At 49.1% G+C, this 19,836-nt stretch carries 20 protein-coding genes; 13 read left to right on the top strand and 7 right to left on the bottom strand.

Annotation, left to right across the window (positions count from 1 at the left end):
- Positions 1-5: 5 nt before the first annotated feature.
- The 4 genes from FTO70_RS14240 to FTO70_RS14225 form a co-directional block, all read right to left on the bottom strand.
- Complete coding sequence (locus FTO70_RS14240; RefSeq protein ID WP_255336421.1) at positions 6-245, bottom strand: heavy-metal-associated domain-containing protein; 240 nt, start codon at positions 243-245, stop codon at positions 6-8.
- Positions 246-576: 331 nt separating this feature from the next.
- Positions 577-768, bottom strand: a complete 192-nt coding sequence (locus tag FTO70_RS14235) for a heavy-metal-associated domain-containing protein (RefSeq protein ID WP_369694376.1) — start codon at positions 766-768, stop codon at positions 577-579.
- A 320-nt stretch (positions 769-1,088) separates the two neighbouring features.
- Positions 1,089-1,292, bottom strand: coding sequence for a heavy-metal-associated domain-containing protein (locus tag FTO70_RS14230; protein WP_255336420.1), 204 nt, complete (start codon positions 1,290-1,292; stop codon positions 1,089-1,091).
- 232 nt (positions 1,293-1,524) lie between these two features.
- On the bottom strand, positions 1,525-3,177 hold the full coding sequence (locus FTO70_RS14225; RefSeq protein ID WP_255336419.1) for an AarF/ABC1/UbiB kinase family protein: 1,653 nt from the start codon (positions 3,175-3,177) through the stop codon (positions 1,525-1,527).
- 178 nt (positions 3,178-3,355) lie between these two features.
- Between FTO70_RS14225 and FTO70_RS14220 the strand changes: the two genes are divergently transcribed.
- Positions 3,356-4,291 (top strand): nucleoside recognition domain-containing protein, encoded by a 936-nt coding sequence (locus FTO70_RS14220; RefSeq protein ID WP_255336418.1) that lies wholly within the window; start codon positions 3,356-3,358, stop codon positions 4,289-4,291.
- A gap of 44 nt (positions 4,292-4,335) precedes the next feature.
- Here FTO70_RS14220 and FTO70_RS14215 read toward each other — a convergent pair whose 3' ends face one another.
- On the bottom strand, positions 4,336-4,935 hold the full coding sequence (locus FTO70_RS14215; protein ID WP_255336417.1) for a class I SAM-dependent methyltransferase: 600 nt from the start codon (positions 4,933-4,935) through the stop codon (positions 4,336-4,338).
- A gap of 88 nt (positions 4,936-5,023) precedes the next feature.
- Positions 5,024-5,260: a hypothetical protein gene (locus tag FTO70_RS14210; RefSeq protein ID WP_255336416.1), complete on the bottom strand. Its 237-nt coding sequence runs from the start codon at positions 5,258-5,260 to the stop codon at positions 5,024-5,026.
- 58 nt (positions 5,261-5,318) lie between these two features.
- Here FTO70_RS14210 and FTO70_RS14205 point away from each other — a divergent pair, with 58 nt between their 5' ends.
- From FTO70_RS14205 to cfbE, 3 genes are all read left to right on the top strand, one after another.
- The gene (locus tag FTO70_RS14205) at positions 5,319-6,260 is read left to right on the top strand and encodes a transglutaminase-like domain-containing protein (RefSeq protein WP_255336415.1); all 942 of its coding nucleotides are present in this window, start codon (positions 5,319-5,321) and stop codon (positions 6,258-6,260) included.
- 366 nt (positions 6,261-6,626) lie between these two features.
- Entirely contained in the window at positions 6,627-7,019 is a 393-nt protein-coding gene (gene cfbA, locus FTO70_RS14200; RefSeq protein WP_255336414.1) for a sirohydrochlorin nickelochelatase, read from the top strand.
- A gap of 63 nt (positions 7,020-7,082) precedes the next feature.
- Positions 7,083-8,525, top strand: a complete 1,443-nt coding sequence (cfbE, locus tag FTO70_RS14195) for a coenzyme F430 synthase (RefSeq protein WP_255336413.1) — start codon at positions 7,083-7,085, stop codon at positions 8,523-8,525.
- Positions 8,526-8,531: 6 nt separating this feature from the next.
- Here cfbE and FTO70_RS14190 read toward each other — a convergent pair whose 3' ends face one another.
- On the bottom strand, positions 8,532-8,768 hold the full coding sequence (locus FTO70_RS14190) for a hypothetical protein (RefSeq protein ID WP_255336412.1): 237 nt from the start codon (positions 8,766-8,768) through the stop codon (positions 8,532-8,534).
- 193 nt (positions 8,769-8,961) lie between these two features.
- Here FTO70_RS14190 and cfbD point away from each other — a divergent pair, with 193 nt between their 5' ends.
- The 9 genes from cfbD to FTO70_RS14145 all read left to right on the top strand — a co-directional run.
- The gene (gene cfbD, locus FTO70_RS14185; protein WP_255336411.1) at positions 8,962-10,074 is read left to right on the top strand and encodes a Ni-sirohydrochlorin a,c-diamide reductive cyclase catalytic subunit; all 1,113 of its coding nucleotides are present in this window, start codon (positions 8,962-8,964) and stop codon (positions 10,072-10,074) included.
- Positions 10,075-10,127: 53 nt separating this feature from the next.
- Positions 10,128-10,925 (top strand): Ni-sirohydrochlorin a,c-diamide reductive cyclase ATP-dependent reductase subunit, encoded by a 798-nt coding sequence (gene cfbC, locus FTO70_RS14180; protein ID WP_255336410.1) that lies wholly within the window; start codon positions 10,128-10,130, stop codon positions 10,923-10,925.
- 112 nt (positions 10,926-11,037) lie between these two features.
- On the top strand, positions 11,038-12,603 hold the full coding sequence (gene cfbB, locus FTO70_RS14175; protein ID WP_255336409.1) for a Ni-sirohydrochlorin a,c-diamide synthase: 1,566 nt from the start codon (positions 11,038-11,040) through the stop codon (positions 12,601-12,603).
- A 137-nt stretch (positions 12,604-12,740) separates the two neighbouring features.
- Positions 12,741-13,793, top strand: coding sequence for a tRNA-intron lyase (gene endA, locus FTO70_RS14170; RefSeq protein ID WP_255336408.1), 1,053 nt, complete (start codon positions 12,741-12,743; stop codon positions 13,791-13,793).
- A gap of 228 nt (positions 13,794-14,021) precedes the next feature.
- A complete protein-coding gene (locus tag FTO70_RS14165; RefSeq protein WP_255336407.1) occupies positions 14,022-14,417 on the top strand; it encodes a DUF2209 domain-containing protein in 396 nt (131 codons plus the stop codon).
- A gap of 50 nt (positions 14,418-14,467) precedes the next feature.
- A complete protein-coding gene (hflX, locus tag FTO70_RS14160; RefSeq protein ID WP_255336448.1) occupies positions 14,468-15,709 on the top strand; it encodes a GTPase HflX in 1,242 nt (413 codons plus the stop codon).
- Between the two features lie 995 nt (positions 15,710-16,704).
- Entirely contained in the window at positions 16,705-17,379 is a 675-nt protein-coding gene (locus tag FTO70_RS14155; protein ID WP_255336406.1) for a PHP domain-containing protein, read from the top strand.
- A 186-nt stretch (positions 17,380-17,565) separates the two neighbouring features.
- Entirely contained in the window at positions 17,566-18,027 is a 462-nt protein-coding gene (locus tag FTO70_RS14150) for an SRPBCC family protein (protein WP_369694375.1), read from the top strand.
- Positions 18,028-18,520: 493 nt separating this feature from the next.
- Positions 18,521-19,836: Ig-like domain-containing protein (locus FTO70_RS14145; protein WP_255336446.1), on the top strand; the 1,316-nt coding region annotated here is incomplete at its 3' end.

The raw sequence follows: 19,836 nt of genomic DNA, 5'->3' as shown, positions 1-19,836 counted from the left end.
CAGATTTATAGTTTGTAGCCGGCTTCGAGCAGGGTCATTTTTATGACGTATGCATCTGTCTTCTCACTGTCATAAGTCACATTTACTGTCCTGTCCGGAACGTTTACGTTAACGCGAGAAACCCCGTTGATCGAGGTAACAAGCCTGGTGACCATGTCCTTGCAGTGCCTGCATACCATGTCATCCACGACAAGTGTAGTCTTCCTGATTCGTTCCACCCCCAAAGCATCAACGCTTGAACGCATATAGGCGGGCTGCCTATATTATAAAATTCTACATTTTTTGGTATATAATGGTTCTGTCCGGTGAATCTTTATATAAATCGAGTATTGAAAGAAAAATACCCTGAGAAAGAAAAAAACAAAAGCGTAAAAAGGCATTCTGCCCCTGCAAACCGCCTCAATAACTCAGGATATTCCCAAATATTATGGTTAACCTTATCCGGCAGGGTTAACCTCCCGGGTCAGGTAAACCTTATGCAAGCAGTTACCCCGTACTGCCAGGTTAACTCTATACAGTCGAATTAAATCTATAAGACACGATTAAACCTTCAAACCAGGTTAGTCCCATAAAGTATCATACAGGTTCGTACCCCGCTCCCCGAACAGCAGCCCTGAGATCCTCCAGCTTTGCCTTATTTTCGTCATACTCCACAACAGCCTGCTTCTTCTCAAGGTCCACTTCAGCCTTCTGCACACCGTCAACGGCTTCGATTGCCTTTTTAACTGCCATGACACAATGTTTGCAGGACATGCCTTCGATTTTTATTGTTTCCTGGGTTATGCTCTCTGCCTCCTCGTATTGACCCTCTGTATTATGTCAATATATTATGTTTATGTCAATATATTACGTTGATTTTGTAGATACTCCGTAAAATATCCAGATAATTTATCCCGAAATATTATACACAATATATAATGAAAATTTTATAATATGCTCATTTCTAATGAAGGTTTTAACCGGTAAATTACATTTACTTTATTTGCACCTCATAGTAAAAATTTTTAATCATTGGCTGTACAATTAATCATTGGCTGTACAATTAATCATTGGCAGTACAACATTTAAGCACTCAGAATCATACGGAATCATATGGGTTCATATCCGGCTTCCCGGACCGCGGACTTGATTTCTTCCAGATTTGTTTTCTCTGCTTCGAAGTCCACCACAGCTTCTTTATTTTCCAGGCTCACATCCACTTCCCTTACTCCCTTCACAGAAGCAATAGCTCTTCCAACCCTCATGACGCAGTGTTCACACGCGATACCTTCAATTTTTATGGTTTCCCGCACAGGAACTTTCCCCCTCCTGCTTGATGGTTCTAATGTTTTTTCTGCAAAGATACTCAGTAAATTAATTAAGATATTCTATAAATTAATTATATGAATTTAATTCTGCAAATTGCTATTTAAATATGAATTTAATTTTGCAAATTGCTATTTAATTTATTTATTATTCCTTTTTATTAGAGTTTTTGCCGGATACCCGGGTAGCCCTATTATCAGTATTAATCAGAAAGCTGCTTCAATCAGCCCTGTGAACTGCAATCAGGCCGATGAGAAGCGCTCCTGCAAACCCGGCAAGCCCCACCCAGGCAAACGTGCCTCCGGAAAGCAGTATATAGGTAGAGACAACAAGCAGGACCGCAAGATAAAGCTCCTTTGAGAAAACGCGGCTTTTTTTCTTCTCTTCATTTTCCACAAGCCGGTCCCCCATTTCCCCCATTTTATCGGCGACCTGCCGGATTGCAGCCCTGAGTTCGGCTTTTTCGTCCACAGCCTCGGTGTTGAACTCGATATGGAGGCCAGCTCCCTTTGAGGCTCCCAGCTTCTTGTAAGCCTCCGTGAGGACAGGGATTGCAATGGTTTTAATGTTATACCGGGGATCCAGTTCCAGGCAGACCCCCTCGATAAGCAGGATCGCCCTCTGCAGGGTGGAGAACTCCCCGGGGAGCTTGATGTCGTATTTCAGGCCTAGTTTTGCGTAATTGTCGCTCTGCCTGCCTTCAAGCCCATAGTTCTGGTTTGCGATAAGGCTGTCCATATCTTTCCTGAGCCTGCGGATATCCACCTCCCCGGCCTTTGCACTCCCGATCTTGAGAAAGCCCTGGGTTGCCCCCTCCACGTCCCGGTTGTTGATGGCGTAGTAGAACTCCAGCATGTTCCTCTTGAGTTCGTCATCAATGCTGCCCACTGCCCCGAAATCAATGAAAGTGACAGTGTCGTCCTCCCGGACAAGCATGTTCCCCCCGTGGGGGTCGGCATGGTAAAAACCGTCAATATAGACCTGCTTAAGGTAACTTTTTGTGATTGTCCGCGTATATTCTGACTTCTTGCTCTGGGGAACAGGCATGTCAACAACATCCTTGACCTGGACACCTTCGACGAATTCCATGGTAAGCACATTGGCAGAACAGTAGTCAGAATAGACTTTGGGCACAGCTACGTTTTTAACACTCTTGAAGTTGTCCTCAAAGCGCCGCATGTTCACGGCCTCGATCCTGAGGTCCACCTCCCGGGTCAGCATCTCCCGGATTTCGAGCAAAAAGGCGTCAATATCAAATTTATTCCCGAGCCCGACTACCTTTTTCACGATAGGCTTCAGGTCGTCCAGGATGGAAAGGTCCGTGTTGATGCTGTCGATAAGGTTCGGGCGCAGGATCTTTACTGCCACCGGTTTTCCGTCAAGCACTCCCCGGTAGACCTGGGCAATGGAACCGCTTGCAATCGGCTCGGGATTGAAACTGTCAAAAATCTCAAAGAAGGCTTCAGCCTTCCTCTTCCTGGAAGCCAGAATCTCTTCCTGGCTTTTCTTCTTATTTCTTAAACCCGACGGCTCATACTCGCAGATACAGGCCAGGTCCAGGGAATCCGTCATCTCCTCGAAAGGCAGGGGACGCACCTTGTCCTGAAGGTTTGACATCTCAATAACATAAGGCTGGGGCACCAGGTCAGGCCGCTTGCTCATGGTCTGTCCCATCTTGACAAAAGTAGGCCCGAGTTCCTCAAACGCCTGCCTGAGCTTTTTTGCAGTCTCCAGGTTCTCCTGGTCATAAGCACAGGTACATTCGGGGTTTGAAATGTAATCGGTACGAAGGTCCCTGTACAGTTCGGGAAGCAGGTTGTGTTTTAAAAGGACCCGCATAACTTCGAGGTAACGATTTGTTTTCCCCAGCATCCTGAAATAATTAGTTGTTATCGTTTAATATGGTATCTTCGGAAACAGATTTTGATTTAAGGTTCAGGTTCATTAAGCAGGATTAATCCTGTCGGATTCGATCGAAATTTGATTGAAGAAAAAATTTTATAATTTATTTTCGACAGGTTTTTAAAGATTCATATTTTTATAAAATTTAATGTTACTCACGCCTATAATTAACTCAATTGAGTATCTTCTCAGAACAGGACCTTTCATAATCCTTGGGGTTGCCCTTGCCGAAATCCTTGTAAGCCTCGGCTGGTTCGATAAATTCGACTTCCTGGTGCGGCCAATCACAAACTTCGGGCATCTTAAAAAAGAATGTGGAGTTTCTTTCCTTACGGCTTTTGCATCCACATCTTCAGCCAATGCTTCGCTTAAAAGCATGTACGACAGAGGGATGATAAAGGAAAATGAAATGGTCATCGCTTCGGTATTGAACTCATTTCCTGCCATTGTAATGCACTGGAGGACTTTGCTTCCGGTGCTTGTGCCCCTGCTCGGGACAACCGGGATCATCTATGTGGGACTGATAACTCTCGTGGGCCTTTTAAAGACGCTGATCGTGCTCATTGCAGGGCATTTCCTGCTTGAGGCACAGGAGGTCCCTTTCGAATACACTGAGAAAAAAGAGGCTCCCGGATTAAAAGAAGCCGTTAGGGAAAGTCTGGGGCCTGCTAAGAAAACGATCTACAGGATTTTCAGCGTGATGGTCCCGGTAACACTCCTGGTATTCATCCTGACAGACCTGGAAGTGTTTGATCTACTTGGCACATACCTGCAGCCAGTATCCGAATACCTGCCCGTACCAGTGGAGGGACTTCCGGTCATTGCAGCCCTTTTTGCAAGCCACCTTGCAGCCTATACCCTTGCCTCAAACCTTATGGAGCAGGGAGTTTTAAGCGGCCTTGAAGTCATACTTGTCCTGCTCGTGGGCAATATCATAACCAGTTTGGGGACTTTAAGGATTTATGTGCCTCATTACGTGGGGATCTTCGGACCCAGGCTCGGCATGAGAACCATGCTGATTTCCCAGGCCCTCAGGATGTTTGTCATGGTGGGGATTACAGGGGTCATTTTCCTGGTCAAATAAAACGAGAACCGTTTAGATATGCAGGAAAAGAAAAGAAAAGGAAATCACGGCTTTGACCGGACCTTCCTGAAAACGTCCTTAATAAGAAGGTTCTTTACTTCCTTGACCCTGAACCCCGCTATTTCGATGTTTTCCACGGTTTTCCGGTTAACATGGATTCCGGTTACGGCAATTATTAGCGGATTGATAAGGTCTTCGTACCAGGAAAGCAGGCGGTTGCTGCTGCGCATATGTTCCAGGTTGACCATTTCTCCTTCCGGCTTTAAGACTCTCCTCATTTCCTTAAGGGCCTTTACAGGGTCAGGGACCGAGCAGAGCACAAAGGTTGTGACCACATAATCAAAAGTGTTGTCCGGGAATTCCAGATGCTCGGCGTCCATCAGGAGCAGGGTAACGTTATTCATGCCTTCAGCCCTTTTCCGGGCTTTTTCAAGCATCCTTTCGCTGTTATCGATCCCTGTTACCAAACAGCCCTGAGGGTAGTATTCCAGGTTTTTTCCGGTCCCAACCCCTACTTCCAGGACTCTTCCCTTGAGACCTAAAAGCGCTTCTTTTCTCCACCTGCTATAAAAGAGAAATTCCATGGGCCAATCCATCAAATCGTAGACGTATGCGATCCCGTCGTACTTTGAGGCTACTGACATTACTTAATTTTATGTTTTACCTGATGATTAGTTTTTTTGGGAAACTTCAGTAAATCATGAATGTCAGGAAAAAGCTTCAGCAGGATTTTTACCGGAAAAACGAACCGACCCCCCTCCCGAGGTAAAACATCGAAAGGGTGAATTTCACGGATACGGTTACACCACTCGAGAGCAAGACCCGAAGACCAGGTCTGATGGTCACGTCTGATGCCCGGATCTCCTCTGGCCTTTTCCTTACCGGGATCTTGCTATCAGGTGGCTCGACGCTTTTTTGTACCTGGATCTGCTGAATTTTTCTGAATTTGCCTTTTGGGCCGGAGGACAAAAGCCAAATATTTCCTGATTATAAGTTTTATATCAGAGTATTCAGGAGTCTCCATCTCATGTCCCGTCCTCACATTTTCCGCCCTTCCATGTCCCGCACAAACCCTGTTAATATTTTATTGATCTGTTTTATCTGCCTCTTCCCACTCTTTGCCGCAGGTTGTATAGGCGACCCTGCCGATTCAGTAGACGGGGGCAAAATGTCCGTTTCCGATATTGAAAAAGTTATGGAAGAACGGGTAGAGCAGTTCCTGCCCGATGGCGCGGGTTCGGATGAAGGTCCCGGTTCAGAAGCGGGTTCAGATGCAAATGCAGATACAAGTTCAGCTTCCGGCTCGGGTGAAGAGAGCGGGGAGCTTGCTGCTGACGGAGGGCAGGTCTCCGGAATCCCTGAGATTCCTAAGTATTCCGAAAATGTTTCAAATTCGGTCTACCCCAAAGACTACAGGGTGCTTTCCCTTAATTTCAGGCGGGCGATCAATTTCAATGACTCCGGGATCTCAGGGGAGATTTACAGAATAACCGGGAAAGACTCGGGGTACAACACCGAAGACGTCTGTAAGGTTTTCGATTACGTGAACCGGAACTGGGAGTACCGCTATGACAAAAATGCGGAGTTTTTCTTCAGCGCGTCCCAGACCATAAGGGACGGGTACGAAGGGGACTGCGACGACTACTCCATAGCCATGTCTGCGCTTATGAAAAATATGGGCTTTAATACCCGGATCGTTGTCGTGAGGACCGATACTTACGGGCACGCTTACCCTGAGATATACATAGGGGACGACCAGGAAACTGCAAACAAAATTTTGTACTATGTGTACGGGCGTTATACCGGCGCGGAAAGCATCTGGTACTCGGAGCGGGAGCTGGCAGACGGGGAAAAACAGTACTGGCTAAACCTGGACTGGAGCGGGTCGAACGGGTTTATGCACCCCGGTGGAGCTTATCTGGAAGGAGCCCGGGTCATGTATTATCCGGGAGGGCTTATCGAGTTCTGAAGCCGGGTCAAAAAAGTCTTCGGGGCTTTTTTCAGTCTCAGGGCTGGCCTTTTCTCCTTCTTTTTCCCCCTTGCTTTTTTCCCTCGCTTTATTCTTGCTTTTCCCTTGCTCTTTTCCCTTGCTCTTTTCCCTTGCTTTTTCCCTTGATCTGTTCTTGTTTTTGCTCTGGTCCGGTTTTTTCCGGTTTTTTCTTAATTTTTCCGGCAGTCCTTTCTTATTTATCAGCATCTCCCTGCAAATTTTTTGCTTCTGCTTCTCCTTTTCTCAAAAAGGTTATATTACATCAATCCTTAGTATGTTAAACTCTCAGGATGTTACAATTCTAAACAATTGTGTTAATCTTAAAATCAAAATGAGGTTTCAAAAATGACGGAAAAACTCGGGATCCTGGCCATCGGGCACGGGAGCAAGCTGCCTTACAACAAGGAAGTTGTTACACAGATCGCTGACTACATTGCACAGAAGCACGCTGATGTTGTCGTAAGGGCCGGATTTATGGAAAACAGCGAGCCCTCCCTGGAAGAGGCTATTGCAGGCTTTGCAGGGACAGGAGTTACAAAGGTTGCAGCCGTGCCGGTCTTCCTGGCCTCAGGGGTGCACATCACAAAGGACATCCCCGAAATCCTCAACCTTGACGAAAACGGGTGTGGAAGCCTTTCCATTGACGGGAAGGACGTGCCCATCTGCTATGCAAAACCCTTAGGGGCCGACGAACTTATCGCAGACCTTGTGTTCAAGAGGGTCGAGGAAGCCCTTTAATTTTCCTGAAAAATACCCTGGTCCGGTTTCCTTTACGGACCGGTGCCATAAAATGTGCCGGAAATGTACCGGAAAAAAATCGCCGTGCTCGACCTGACCCACGGCGGAATCCCTATTGCAAAAAAGCTTTCAGGCCTCGGGAATGAGGTTTTCGGGGTGGACGTCTACGGGACCGTGGCGCCGGAAATGCTCCTTGAGCTTGAGGAAAAGCACGGTGTCCACTGCTCAAAAACCCCCCTGCCGGCCGGGGGCTTCGACCTCATTGTGGCCCCTGTGCACCTGGATCCGGCTTCTCCCATGCTGGCAGAGGCCCGGGCCCTGGGGAAAAAGATCCTTTCCCACCACGGAATTGTCGGGGAAATCCTCAAAGGAGACCCCAGGCTTGCCGGCATAAGGACGGTCGAGGTAACAGGGGTAAAGGCCAAGACCAGTACGGCATCCCTTCTTGCGGATATGCTCTCCCGCAAATACGCGGTTGTGCTCCACACCTCCCGGGGGCTTGAGGCCTTGGACGAAGGCGCCTCTTCCCTTATACGGAGGGGCCTGAGCATCACTCCCGGAAGCATCCTTTCCGCTGTTGACATGGCTTTTGCCGCAGGCTGCATGCCGGACTTTTTCATCTTCGAAATCTCCATAGGGGGCACGGGGACCGCTGACCTTGGAATTCTCACCACCCTTGCCCCGGACTACGGGATTGCAAACAGCACTTCCCTCGCAAGCGAGGCAAAGCTCCAGCTCGTCAGGAACGCAAAAACCGGGAGCACTCTTCTCCTCAACGCCGGTGCAAAAAAAGCTCTTGAGGCTGCAAAAGAGAGCCCTGCAAACGTCCTGACCTTCAGGGACCCCTTCCTTTCGAGCCCTGCCGGAAAAGAGCCTGAGCCCGCCGACTTCGTGCTGGAAACGGAAAACGAAACGGAATCCTCTGCATCACCCGGACCTTCCGCAGCCTCAGGCGCCCGCCTGCGTTTCCTTCGAAGGGGGCAGGAAATATTCTCCGCTTCCTTACGCCCCGGGTACAGCATTTCGGCTTACAGGACTGCCTTTGTTGCAGCTTCGGCTGCGGCTCTTGAGCTGGGGGCCGGGATTGAGTCGGTTGTTGCGGGGCTCGAAGGGTTCAGGGGGCTTGCCGGCAGGATGCAGGAAAAGGAACTTGCAGGGATTCCCCTTATCGACAACTCCAATTCCGGCATGGACATCCGCTCAGCCGAAAAAGCCCTGGAGTATGCCCTCCTGAAAAAAAAGGACGAAAAGAGGGGGGGGATTTTCCTGGTGCTCGGGGAAGAAGCCGCCCAGGTATGTGAGGGGCTGCCCCCGGAGGACGTGCAGGGGTTTGTGGAAAAATACGGCATGAAGTGCAGGCACATCTTCCTGGTGGGAGAGCGGATGCAGGCAGTAAAAGCTAAAAACGCCTCGTATGCTGCCAGCCTTCCGGAAGGGCTCTCGATGGCATCAGAGCTTGCAGGGCCCGAAGATATAATACTCTCCTCTGTGAAGTGCTTCCGCTAAAAGCCCTTAACTCAGGCCCTGAGGTCTGAGCCCGGGAAGGTCTTCCGGTTTACTCAGCACATTTATGCCGGCATATTTATGATACCATTTTATACAGGGTCTTCTAATCTGTATTCGTTTCCATTGATTGTTTATAATTGTCTGTCTGAAATTAATATCTGAATTAATATCTGAATTAATATCTGAATTAATATCTGAATTAATATCTGAAATTACCTGTTCAGCTTTCAGCCTAACATTCAACCCCTTATAATTCCCTCTTCCCGCCCAGCCCGGGACCCATATCCATAAGGGAGACCGGGAGTTCCTCAGGGAAATTCACCGAGGAAAAATTCACCGGGGAAAAATTCTTCATAGGGAAATTCACCGGAAGAAAAAAAATCACCAGAGGGAAATTCATTATCACATCCCCATAACCCGAAAAAGAGGATTTGTCATGACTGGAAAAGAGATCTCAATCATTCATCCCCGCCCGAGTTCCATCGTTGCGGCCCTTTATACCCTCCGGGACTTAAACGTCGATGTCGCTATTCTGCACGGGCCTCCGGGCTGTTCTTTCAAGCACGCAAGGCTGCTCGAGGAAGACGGGATCCATGTTGTAACAACCGGCCTTGACGAGAGCGGTTTCGTATTCGGAGGGCATGACAGGCTTGTGGAGCTTATCAACAAGTCAATCGAGCTCTTCAACCCCAAAATCCTGGGCGTGGTCGGGACCTGCGCCAGTATGATCATAGGAGAAGAGATGCACGAAGCCGTGCTTGAAGCAAACCCCGACATCCCGGTAATCGAAGTCGAGGTGCATGCAGGCTACCATAACAATACCAAAGGCGTGCTCTTTGCACTGGAATCTGCTCTCGATGCCGGGATCATCGACCACAAGGAGTTTGAGCGCCAGGAATACCTCCTCGCAAAAGCAACGGAAGTCGAGAAAAGGTTCGGGGCTGCAAGCAAGGAGTACCTTGCCCCTTCAAGGGGAGACGTCAAGTACAAGGTCGCAAGGCGGGTTCTTGAACTCCTCAAGGAAGGCAAAAAGGGCCTGACCATCATGAACGCCAAGAAAGAGACCGGTTACATGTTTGCCGATATCACCCTTGCGGTCAATGAGGCCGCAGCTGCCCTCGGGAAACAGGGAAACCTTGTCAACATGGCAAACATTGACGAAAACGTTGGACTCCCGAGAGTCAGGCAGCATGCCGAAAATATCATGAGGGACTTCAAAGCCCACGGTGTAGAGGTGCAAGAAATTATCGGGGGCATGGACGAATACCCGATAGCAGGGGAAAAGGTAAGCCAGCTGATCCAGGAAAAATACAGCGACTATGATTTTGCGGTAATCACGGGCGTCCCGCATGCAATTCCCATGGAACACATAAAGCACATGGAACTGATTTCCGTTACTAACGGGCCGAGGCAGGTCCTGCCCATGAAAGAAATGGGGCATGAATACGTTGTGGTTGAAATCGACCTCCACCCGAAGACCCTGGGGGTAAGCGGAATCGTGGAATCCGAGTTCGGGGCCACATTAAGGGAAGTTTTAAAGGAAGCCTGAGCCGGAAAAAGCCGGGCCAGAAGGATAAGCTTGAGGAAAGGGAGGAAGATCCTGTGAAAAAACAAAAGATCATTGCAATCTACGGAAAAGGCGGCATAGGCAAGTCCAGCACCGCCTCTAACATGGCAGCGGCCTGTGCGGAAGCAGGGCATAAGGTCATGATCATCGGCTGCGACCCCAAAAGCGACTCGTCAATTACCCTGCTCGGGGGCAGGCGGATTCCCACCATTCTCGACCTCCTCCGCGAGGGCGTGGAAGTAAAAGAAGAAGACGTGGTTTTCGAAGGTTACGCCGGGGTCAAATGTGTGGAAGCCGGAGGTCCCGAACCCGGGATCGGCTGTGCCGGGCGCGGGATAATCGTTGCAATCCAGAAATTAAAAAGCATTTCTGCGGACCTCTTAAGAGAGCAGGACCTGATCATTTACGACGTGCCGGGCGATATTGTCTGCGGAGGGTTCGTGGCCCCTGTCAGGAAAGGGTACGTAAATGAGGCTTATGTCCTGACCTCGGGAGAATACATGCCCCTTTACGCCGCAAACAACATATGTAAAGGGCTTTCCAAGATAGGGATGCCGCTCAGCGGGGTAATCTGCAACTCCCGAAACGCAAGCAGGGAAGAGGAACTGGTCCAGAAGTTTGCCGAAGAAATCGGGAGCCAGCTTATGGCTTTCATCCCCAAGCGGCAGGTCGTCCAGGACTGCGAGCGGGACGGCTATTCCGTAATGGAAAAAGCCCCTGACTCCGACATTGCCGAAGTCTACCGCAAGCTTGCAAAAGCGATTATGGGAAACGAAAAGAAGGCCATGGCAGACCACCTGAGCGATGAGAGGCTCAGGGAACTGACAAGGTAAGCCGTAAAAAAGCAGGCTGTAAAAAAGTAAGCCGTAAAAAAGTAAGCCATAAACAGGAACTATCCTGGCAAAGTAAACAATTCGGCAAAGTAAACTCAAGGGCGTTGAAAGCATGTCTCAGCACGAAAAATCCGGAAAAGGAGCAGGGAGTATCCCGAGGGTCCTGATTTCCGCAGACCGTTCTTCTTCCGGGAAAACCACCATTTCCATGGGCCTGATGGCAGCCCTTGCTTCCAGGGGCTATAAGGTCCAGCCCTTTAAGGTCGCCCTGGACTATATCGACCCCAGCTATCACACGGAAATCACGGGCAGGTTCTGCCGGAACCTGGACGGTTACCTGATGGACGAAGCAGGGATCCTGGAAGTCTACGCCCACGCCTGCGAGGCAGAGGGAGGGGCTGACATTGCGGTTATCGAAGGGGTCAGGGGGCTTTACGAAGGTTTCGAGAGCTTAAGCGACCTTGGGAGCACCGCCCAGATCGCAAAAATCCTGAACTGCCCCGTGGTCCTGGTAATCAACGCCCGGAGCATCACCCGTTCAAGTGCGGCCCTTGTCGGAGGGTACAAAAATTTCGACCCTGACGTCGAGATTGCGGGTGTCATCTTAAACAATATCGGAGGCCGACGCCACGCCGAAAAAGCAAAAGAAGCAATTGAACATTATACCGGCGTCCCTGTGATAGGAATCATACCGCGGGACCCCTCCATGCAGATCTCCATGCGCCACCTGGGGCTCATGCCGGCTCTGGAAGGCAGACGGAGGCTCGGGGACGGGGGCTTTGAGGCCCGGCTTAAGGGGATTGAAAATATCATCAACACCGGGATTGATGTGGACCGATTCCTTGGAATTGCAGAGAGCGCAAAGCCGCTGAAGACCCCGGGATACAGCATCTTTTCTCCGGCTGCAAATGCCGGTTCCGATTCCAATACCGGTTCTGATTCCAATACATGTTCCGCTGCCAGTGCAGGTGCCGGGATGGGAACCGATAAGCCCAGGATCGGGGTTGCTCTGGACGAGGCTTTCAACTTTTACTACCATGACAACATCGACCTGCTGGAACTGGCAGGAGCGGAAATCGTCTACTTCAGCCCTGTTTCGGATACCCGGCTCCCGGAAGTGGACGGGCTCTATATCGGAGGCGGATACCCCGAACTCTTTGCAGCCGAACTGGAAGCCAACGAGTCCATGCGCCAGGACATCAAAGAAGCTTCTGCTGCGGGAATGCCCATCTACGCCGAGTGCGGGGGCCTTATGTACCTGACAGAAAAGATAAGCACCGGAGTCCCTGGAAAAGGCACATATCACGATGCCGCCATGCCCGAGTCCACCCACCTTATGGTCGGGGCGCTTCCGGGCCACACAATCATGGGGCAGACCCGGGTCGTCAGCTACAACATCGGGACCCTTGCCCGGGACTGCGTAATAGGGAAGGAAGGCAATACCTTCAAGGGGCATGAGTTCCATCACTCCGAAATCCGGGAAATCCCTGAAGATGCGGAGTTTTCCATAACGCTTTCCAGGGGCACCGGGATAAAGGGCAACCTGGACGGGCTTACCGTCAGCAATACCCTGGGATCCTATGCCCACCTCCATGGGGCTGCATACAGGGAGCTTGCAGGTTCCCTTGTGGATGCTGCCCGGAAATTCCGGGAGAGCAGGGCCAGGGCAAAACTATAAACGATATTACATTAATTCCGGATAAACTCCGGATTAGATTAATTCCGGATAAACTCCGGATTAGATTAATCCAGGTAAACTTCCAGATTACTTCGAACGAGCTTATTTTCATTTTATTTTCTTTTCAGGTGAACCTATTGAAAGCAAAACTTAAAGGGGACCGGGTCCTTGCCGGGAAGGAAGCGGTAGCCGAACTGTACAAGACCGGTTATTTCGGGAGGCAAAAAGGCGAAGGGCTCGAACTTGCGCTTGTGGAAGCTGCTTATCTCCTGTCCAGGGAAAAGCTTGAGCTCGAAATGGACGGCAAACCTCTGGATTTCAGGGCCTTTTTCGAACAGGCTTCCCTGAGGCAGCCGAATTTCGAACTGAAATACATCGTTTACAAGGACCTGAAAGAGCGGGGCTACTATGTCCAGCCTTCGGCCGAAGACTTCAGGGTCTACCCCAGGGGCAGCCACCCCGGGAAAAGTGCGGCAAGAATTTTTGTCCGCGTCCAGTCCGAAAGGCACCCTCTCCCGGTAAGGCTCATTCAGGAGTCTGTGGCTGCGGCAGAAAACGTGCACAAGGAGCTTGTCCTTGCTGTTGTGGACGAGGAAAGCGACATCACTTTCTACGAGGTCAAAACAATAGCCCCGAAGGGAGGAATGCCTGAGCCGCACCCTGCCGTCAAAACCGAAGCGACTTTCCTGGAAGACAGGGTCATTGCCTGGGAAGCCCCGGGTTCCGAAACACTCTACTCAAGGGGCTTTTACGGGAAAATGCTTGACTCCGAAAGGTTGCAGCTCTCTCTTGTGGAGTCTCTCTACCTCCTCTCGGAGGGGGTCATAAAGGTCAGGGACAGGAAAGGAAAAGAGATGTCCTTTGAGGAATTCGTAGAGGAAGCCTCGGGACTCCAGAGCTCGTTTTTCCAGAAATACCTCGCATATAAGGACCTAAGGGACTCCGGGCACGTTGTGAAGACCGGCTTTAAGTTCGGGACCCATTTCAGGGTCTACCGGAAGGTCGAGTCCGTGGAAAAAATCCCCCACTCCGAGTACCTTGTGAACGTCACCCCTTCGGACTTCGAGTTCAGGCTCCCGGTCCTTTCCGGGGCCGTGAGGCTTGCAAACAGCGTGCGAAAAAGGATGCTCTTTGCAGTTGAGACAGAAGGAAAAATCGAATACCTGGATATTGGCAGGGTCAAAATGTAAACCGGGCTCCTGCCCTTGTTTATCATATGTAAATCGATACTTCCCTAAACTGGTATTCCCTAAACTGGTATCCTTGAACTGGTATCCTTGAACTGGTATCCTTGAACTGGTATCCTTGAACTGGTATCCTTGAACTGATACTTCCTAAAAGAGTACATAAAATTTCACATATCAAATCCCTTAAGGATTCATGAAACCGGGCCCACAGTCCGGGAGGCAGCGTAGAACATGTGGGACATCATTGCAGCGGACATTTCGGGCAGGCACAGGATCAAAGGCGGATACTATATGGTCTGTGCGGCTGCAGCCCTTACGGTTTCCGCAGACCATGTCGAGAAGGTCAAGCAGGTAAAGATCCTGCCCCGCTGGCTTGATTATCCTCCCAAACTGCTGGATGTCGTGCAACTGATCGAGGACACGGCTGACCAGCTGTCCTTCGAGGGCATGGTTGTAACGGAAAAAGGGGACATGTACAACGAACCCAAGTGGGTGCCCGAAAGCATGTTTTCCCGGCCCTTCAAGTACCAGGAGTCCATTGCCGAAAGAAGGGCGATTGAACTTGTGCATCACATATCTTTAAGCGCCCGCAACTTACTAATTAAAGAACTTGAAATAGAGGCCTGACAATTCCCGCAATAAAAACAGAACCAGAACCCGGCCACGAGAGCAGGGTGATTCTTGTTAAGAGAACGGCTCCCCGTTCAGACCCCGAGCGCAGTGAAAACCTGTTTCTGGAACTTTATGAGCTTGCAAAAGCTGCAGGCTACCGTCCAGTGGGTGAACTTACCCAGACAAGGTTCCCGGACTCGAAGTACCAGCTAGGGAGAGGAAAGATCGAGGAGCTGGCTGAACTTGTGGAAAGGACGGGCGCAGAAAAGGTAATTTTTTATAACAAACTTTCCACCACCCAGCTCTACAATATCTCGGAACTCTGCCGCTGCCAGGTGATCGACAGGTTCCAGCTCATCCTTGAGATCTTTGCAAAAAGGGCCGTAACCTACCGTTCCAAGCTCCAGGTTGAACTGGCAAGGCTCAGGTACGAACTCCCCAGGGCCAGGGCTGTAGTTTCTCTCCTGAAAAAGGAAGAAAGGGCAGGGTTCATGGGGCTTGGGGACTATGAGGACTCCTACGAGCAGGACCTGAAAAAGAGGATCTCCAGGATTGAAACCGAGCTTGCGTCTGCGGAAAAGGACGACGAGGCCCTGAGGGCTTTCCGGCACAGGCAGGGCTTTTCCCTCATTTCCCTTGCAGGGTACACTAATGCTGGGAAAAGCACCCTTTTCAACACCCTCGTAGACGAAAGTACCGAGGCCAGGAACATGCTTTTTACTACCCTGGTCCCCATGACCCGGGCCCTTGACCTTGGCGGGCGAAAAGCCCTTCTGACCGACACCGTGGGCTTTATCGAGGAACTCCCCCACTGGATGGTCGACGCCTTCAAGTCTACCCTGGACGGGATTTTCCTCTCGGACCTCATCCTACTGGTGGTGGACGTAAGCGAAGATCCGGAAACCATCCTGCAGAAGCTTACCACCTGCCACGATACCCTCTGGGATAAGATCCAGGGGGTCCCGGTAATAACCGTGCTTAACAAGACCGACCTGTTGAGTCCCGAAGAGCTGGAGACACGCCTGGAAGAGATCGGCTACCTGGCCCCAAATCCCATCCAGGTTTCCGCAAAAGACGGGGCAGGCATTGCTGAACTGAAAGCCGGGATCATCGGACACCTGCCCCCCTGGGAGACCTGTTCCCTTTCCCTCCCCAATTCGGAAAAAGGGATGTCGGTTCTTTCCTGGCTGTATGAAGAGGGGATCGTGCACGGGGTGGAGTACGGAGAGAGGATTTTAGTTGACTACGAAGCCAGAGCAGAGGTTATTAACAGGGCTCGAGCCCTGGAACAGGCCCTTGGGGACTGAGTGGTATTCCCGGCTTCAGAAGTTTCCTGAACGGCACTCCTGGAACTTTCTCTCCCGACGGAAGAATATAAAGTTTTTCTAATTTTATAAAAACCAACTGAATATTCCTCCTACTTTTTTCAATATTTTTATTCTCGGGAAATTTTTTGTATACCCGGAACATTGTTCGTATATCTACGAAAGGCATTTATATCTCAAAGTCGTTTGTTTATTTGCGAACGGGTGTCTACTGAATGACATCAGACCCTCCTAATATCCTAAACTACCCCTACACCAATTTTTTCTCTGTTGACCCGTTCGCAATTTCTCCAACCATGTTTGCCCCCGTTTACTTTCTCCGGGGGGTTAGATTTTAACTGTCAATGTTTAACTGCCAGATCTTAATTGCCAGATCTTAATTGCCTTGAATTCTCCTATTGTTGTTTTTTGCTTACATTGTTACTTCTATTGCCGCTTTTGGGCTGTTTCACTGCCTTTGGCTGCCTATCATCCGGTTTGTCGCCTGTGTTCTCAGCTTCTGAAGCTTTTCCGGCCTTTTAAGCTTAAACCTGCTTCAGGTCCCTGGTTTAATATGACCTGGTTTAAAATGACGCAGCCTGAGTTATCGCTATAGGACCAGCTGTGTCCCAGAAGATTTGAAACACCTCTCAAAAAACGCTACAAGGATCCTCTATTCCCTCAGAAAACTTAACTTGTTCGTAAGTTGGCGAAAGGTATTTATTATATCCTGACTTAAATAGAAATGCGGACGGATTTTTCTTTTTGGAGCCAATACCCCCATTAACTATCCCCAAGATCCCCATATCCCAGCCGTTCGCTACCTATTTTTTCTACCTATTTATCCGATGAACTTTCAAATTTGCGTTCTTTTTTTGATTTCCGTTCTTTCTTTTTGCTCCCTCTTTCTGGATGTTTTCTTTTTTTCAGGTGCTTTATTCCCATTTCAGGGTCCGTTTCAAAATTTATATAAATTCATCCGGCATCTTTAGCCTTGAATGAAATTCGATCTTCACGTCCATTCCTGTTATTCAAGGGACAGCAATTCGGACCTGGACGCCATACTTGATGTTGCCCGGAAGCGTGGGCTTGCCGGATTTGCGGTCTGTGACCACGACACCGTTGAGGGAGGGCTTGCCTGCGCGGAAAGGGCCATGGACCTCGGCATTGAGGTTACGGTCATCCCCGGGACAGAGGTCAGCTGTTCGAAAGGGCACATTCTGGTCCTGGGCATAGAAGAGGACATCGAGCCCTGGCTGAGCCCCGAAGAGACAATCCGGCGGGCCCGGACCCTGGGAGGCACGGTGATTGTCCCCCACCCTTTCAAGAGCAGTTCCCACGGGATCGGAAGTTTTGAGGGGCTTGACATCGATGCTGTGGAGGTCTTCAACTCCCGCTGCCTCTTCAGCGGCGCAAACCGGAAAGCTGCCCTTGAGGCAAAGAGGCTCGGACTCCCGGGGGTTGCGGGAAGCGACTCCCATATCCCGGAAATGGTGGGGCAGGCGTACACCGAAATTGCTGCCCCGGAAAACACGGTGGAAGCCGTGCTGCAGGCAATCCGGGAAGGACAGGTTTCCCCGGCAGGGAAAAACACTCCGACCCCTGTTATCCTCAGGCAAATGGCCGGGAGCGTGCGGCGTAAAATAAGAAAAAAACTCCTGGGAAAAACCTGAACAGGAAAAGGTCTTTCAGGGAAATTGTTTTTGATGACTGGTTGTTCCTTAAACTCCCCTTCGGCCGGTCAAAATAAACAGGGTTAAGAAGTTTGCCTTCAATAAGATAGCTGAGAGCTCAGGAAAAAGCTGAAAGCGCAGAGGAAAGCCGAATGCGCAGGATAAGCAGGAAAAAGCGGAAGAGGGATTGCAATCGTTCAGTTTAAAAAGGAAATCAGTACCGAAATCGAAATCTTCGCTCCAGCCGAACGAATCTGGGAAATCCTTATGGATTTTGCGGCATATCCGAAGTGGAACCCTTACATCCAGGAGATCAGCGGAGAGGCAAAAGTCGGAAGTAAACTGAAGGTTTACATGAAACCCGAATGGGAAAAAAAGGGCGTAACCCTCAACCCAAGGATTACTCGCCTGGAGCCAAGAAAAGAGCTTACCTGGAAGGGCAGTTTCTTTTTCCCCGGGCTGCTTGACGGAGAGCACAGTTTCCTCCTCGAAGAGATTTCCGGCAGGAGGATCCGTTTTATCCAGAAAGAGAGCTTTTCCGGGATTTCCATCCCCTTTATCACGGCTTCATGGTCCATCGAGAAAGGCACGATGCGAAGTTTCGGGGACATGAACAGTGCCCTTAAGAAAAAGGCAGAAAAATTTTAATGGTTTTCGACTTTTTTGAATGCATAAAAGGGATTCGAAAATTAAACTCTTTTCACATCCCCTTCTTACTTACTATTCATTTTTATACCCTTAACCCGGTTGTTTGCAATAAATAGTTTCCCTGGGTTTTTTCATTTTTTCAAATTTTTTCAAAATTTACTATTAATTCCGCTATCCTCCGGGCTCATACTATACAACTCCATAGAACTTAAAATGATCTCATCTTTTATATCTATGATATCTTTATTTTTCAATGTCCATTAATTATATTGATAAGTTTTATATACCAATGTTATATTATTACTATTATATTATATTCATTCTAATATCTGTTTTAAAATTTATTAAAATCTGTCCTCTGTTAAAATTGATCCCCAAATTATCCGGCTTATTTTCCTCAAAAACCCAATGAAATAAACAAACCCATGAAAACTGAGAAAAACTTTTATGTAAGTTGGGATAAAAATGAGAATCTCTGTAGGTGGTGAAAAACATGGGTAAAAACCCTATCAGTAGTTTTAAAAAAATAGGATATGAATCTCTAACTACTTGCTGTACATTACTTTTGTTAATCTCCTTATTTTCATATACAGTATCAGCTATAAGCATGAATGTATCTGATGATGAAATTGATGATGAATTCCAGAGCGTAGCTACCACGGCAACGGCTTATGGTGCCGGTACTGTAAATTCGGTGCCGGAAAATAATCCGGGTTTGTTTGCAGAAATGTTAGCTCCTGGGTCCCGGACTCTGGAAATAGATTCTGTCGGCAGCTCCGGTTCACAGCTGGATGTATTACTTTTAGGGGCAGACGGTGCTAATTCGCTTACATCTATTCTGACAGGTTTCCCTGATATAGGGAATGTGAACTCCTTCAATACTGCCTACGGAACTCCGACTCTTGCCGAGCTCCAGCAGTATGATGTTGCAATAGTATGGAGCAATTACCAGTACAACGACAAAGTAGCACTCGGTGATGTGCTGGCTGACTATGTTGATAGCGGCGGATACGTGATCATTCAGGTATTCTCCTGGTACGGACCTAGCTGGAATCTTCAGGGAAGGATAATATCAGAAGGATACAGCCCATTTGTACAGGACGGGGATAACAGCAATCACTATTCAACTGCATCTCTTGGCCCGTATGATGCGTCTCACCCCATTATGAAAGGTGTGAATTCCATGTCTGATTATTACCGGGACAGCGTTGTACTTACCACGGGAGCCGAACTTGTAGCTGAATGGGACGACGGTGAGGAATTTATTGCCACAAAAGAATCGGTAGTCGGGGTCAATTCATACCCTGGTGATAATTATCAGTGGACTGGAGATTACCCGACAATTCTTCATAACACTATTCTGTGGTTTTGTCCGGTGAAGATACATTCTCCGCAGGCTATCACAAATGACAGCACTCCTCTGCTGAATGCAACTTTTAACCCGGCATCTTTTAACCCGGCGGCTCTGGCTTGGTATGTACTTGACGGGAATAACGGAACCAATCAAACTAACACATACAACCTGACCGTTACATTACCGCATCTTGATGATGGAATGCACAGTATCACGGTTTATGCAATGGACTCTGAAGGAAATACCAGCGAAAGGACTCTGGACTTCCTCGTGGATACAATTGCACCGGAAGTTGCCATCGACCCCGTTCCCTCTCCGGCCAGTGCCGTCCTGATCAACGGGACTTTTGTTGAAGAAGGGGCAGGCATTGCTTCAGTAATTGTTAATGGTGTCTCTGCGGCAGTAAACGATGAGGAGAATTCTTATTCTGCAACTAACTTGCCTCTGGTGGAGGG

The sequence above is a fragment of the Methanosarcina sp. KYL-1 genome (assembly GCF_024372725.1).
Lineage (GTDB): Archaea > Halobacteriota > Methanosarcinia > Methanosarcinales > Methanosarcinaceae > Methanosarcina.
This window is presented reverse-complemented; position numbering and strand designations above follow the sequence as displayed.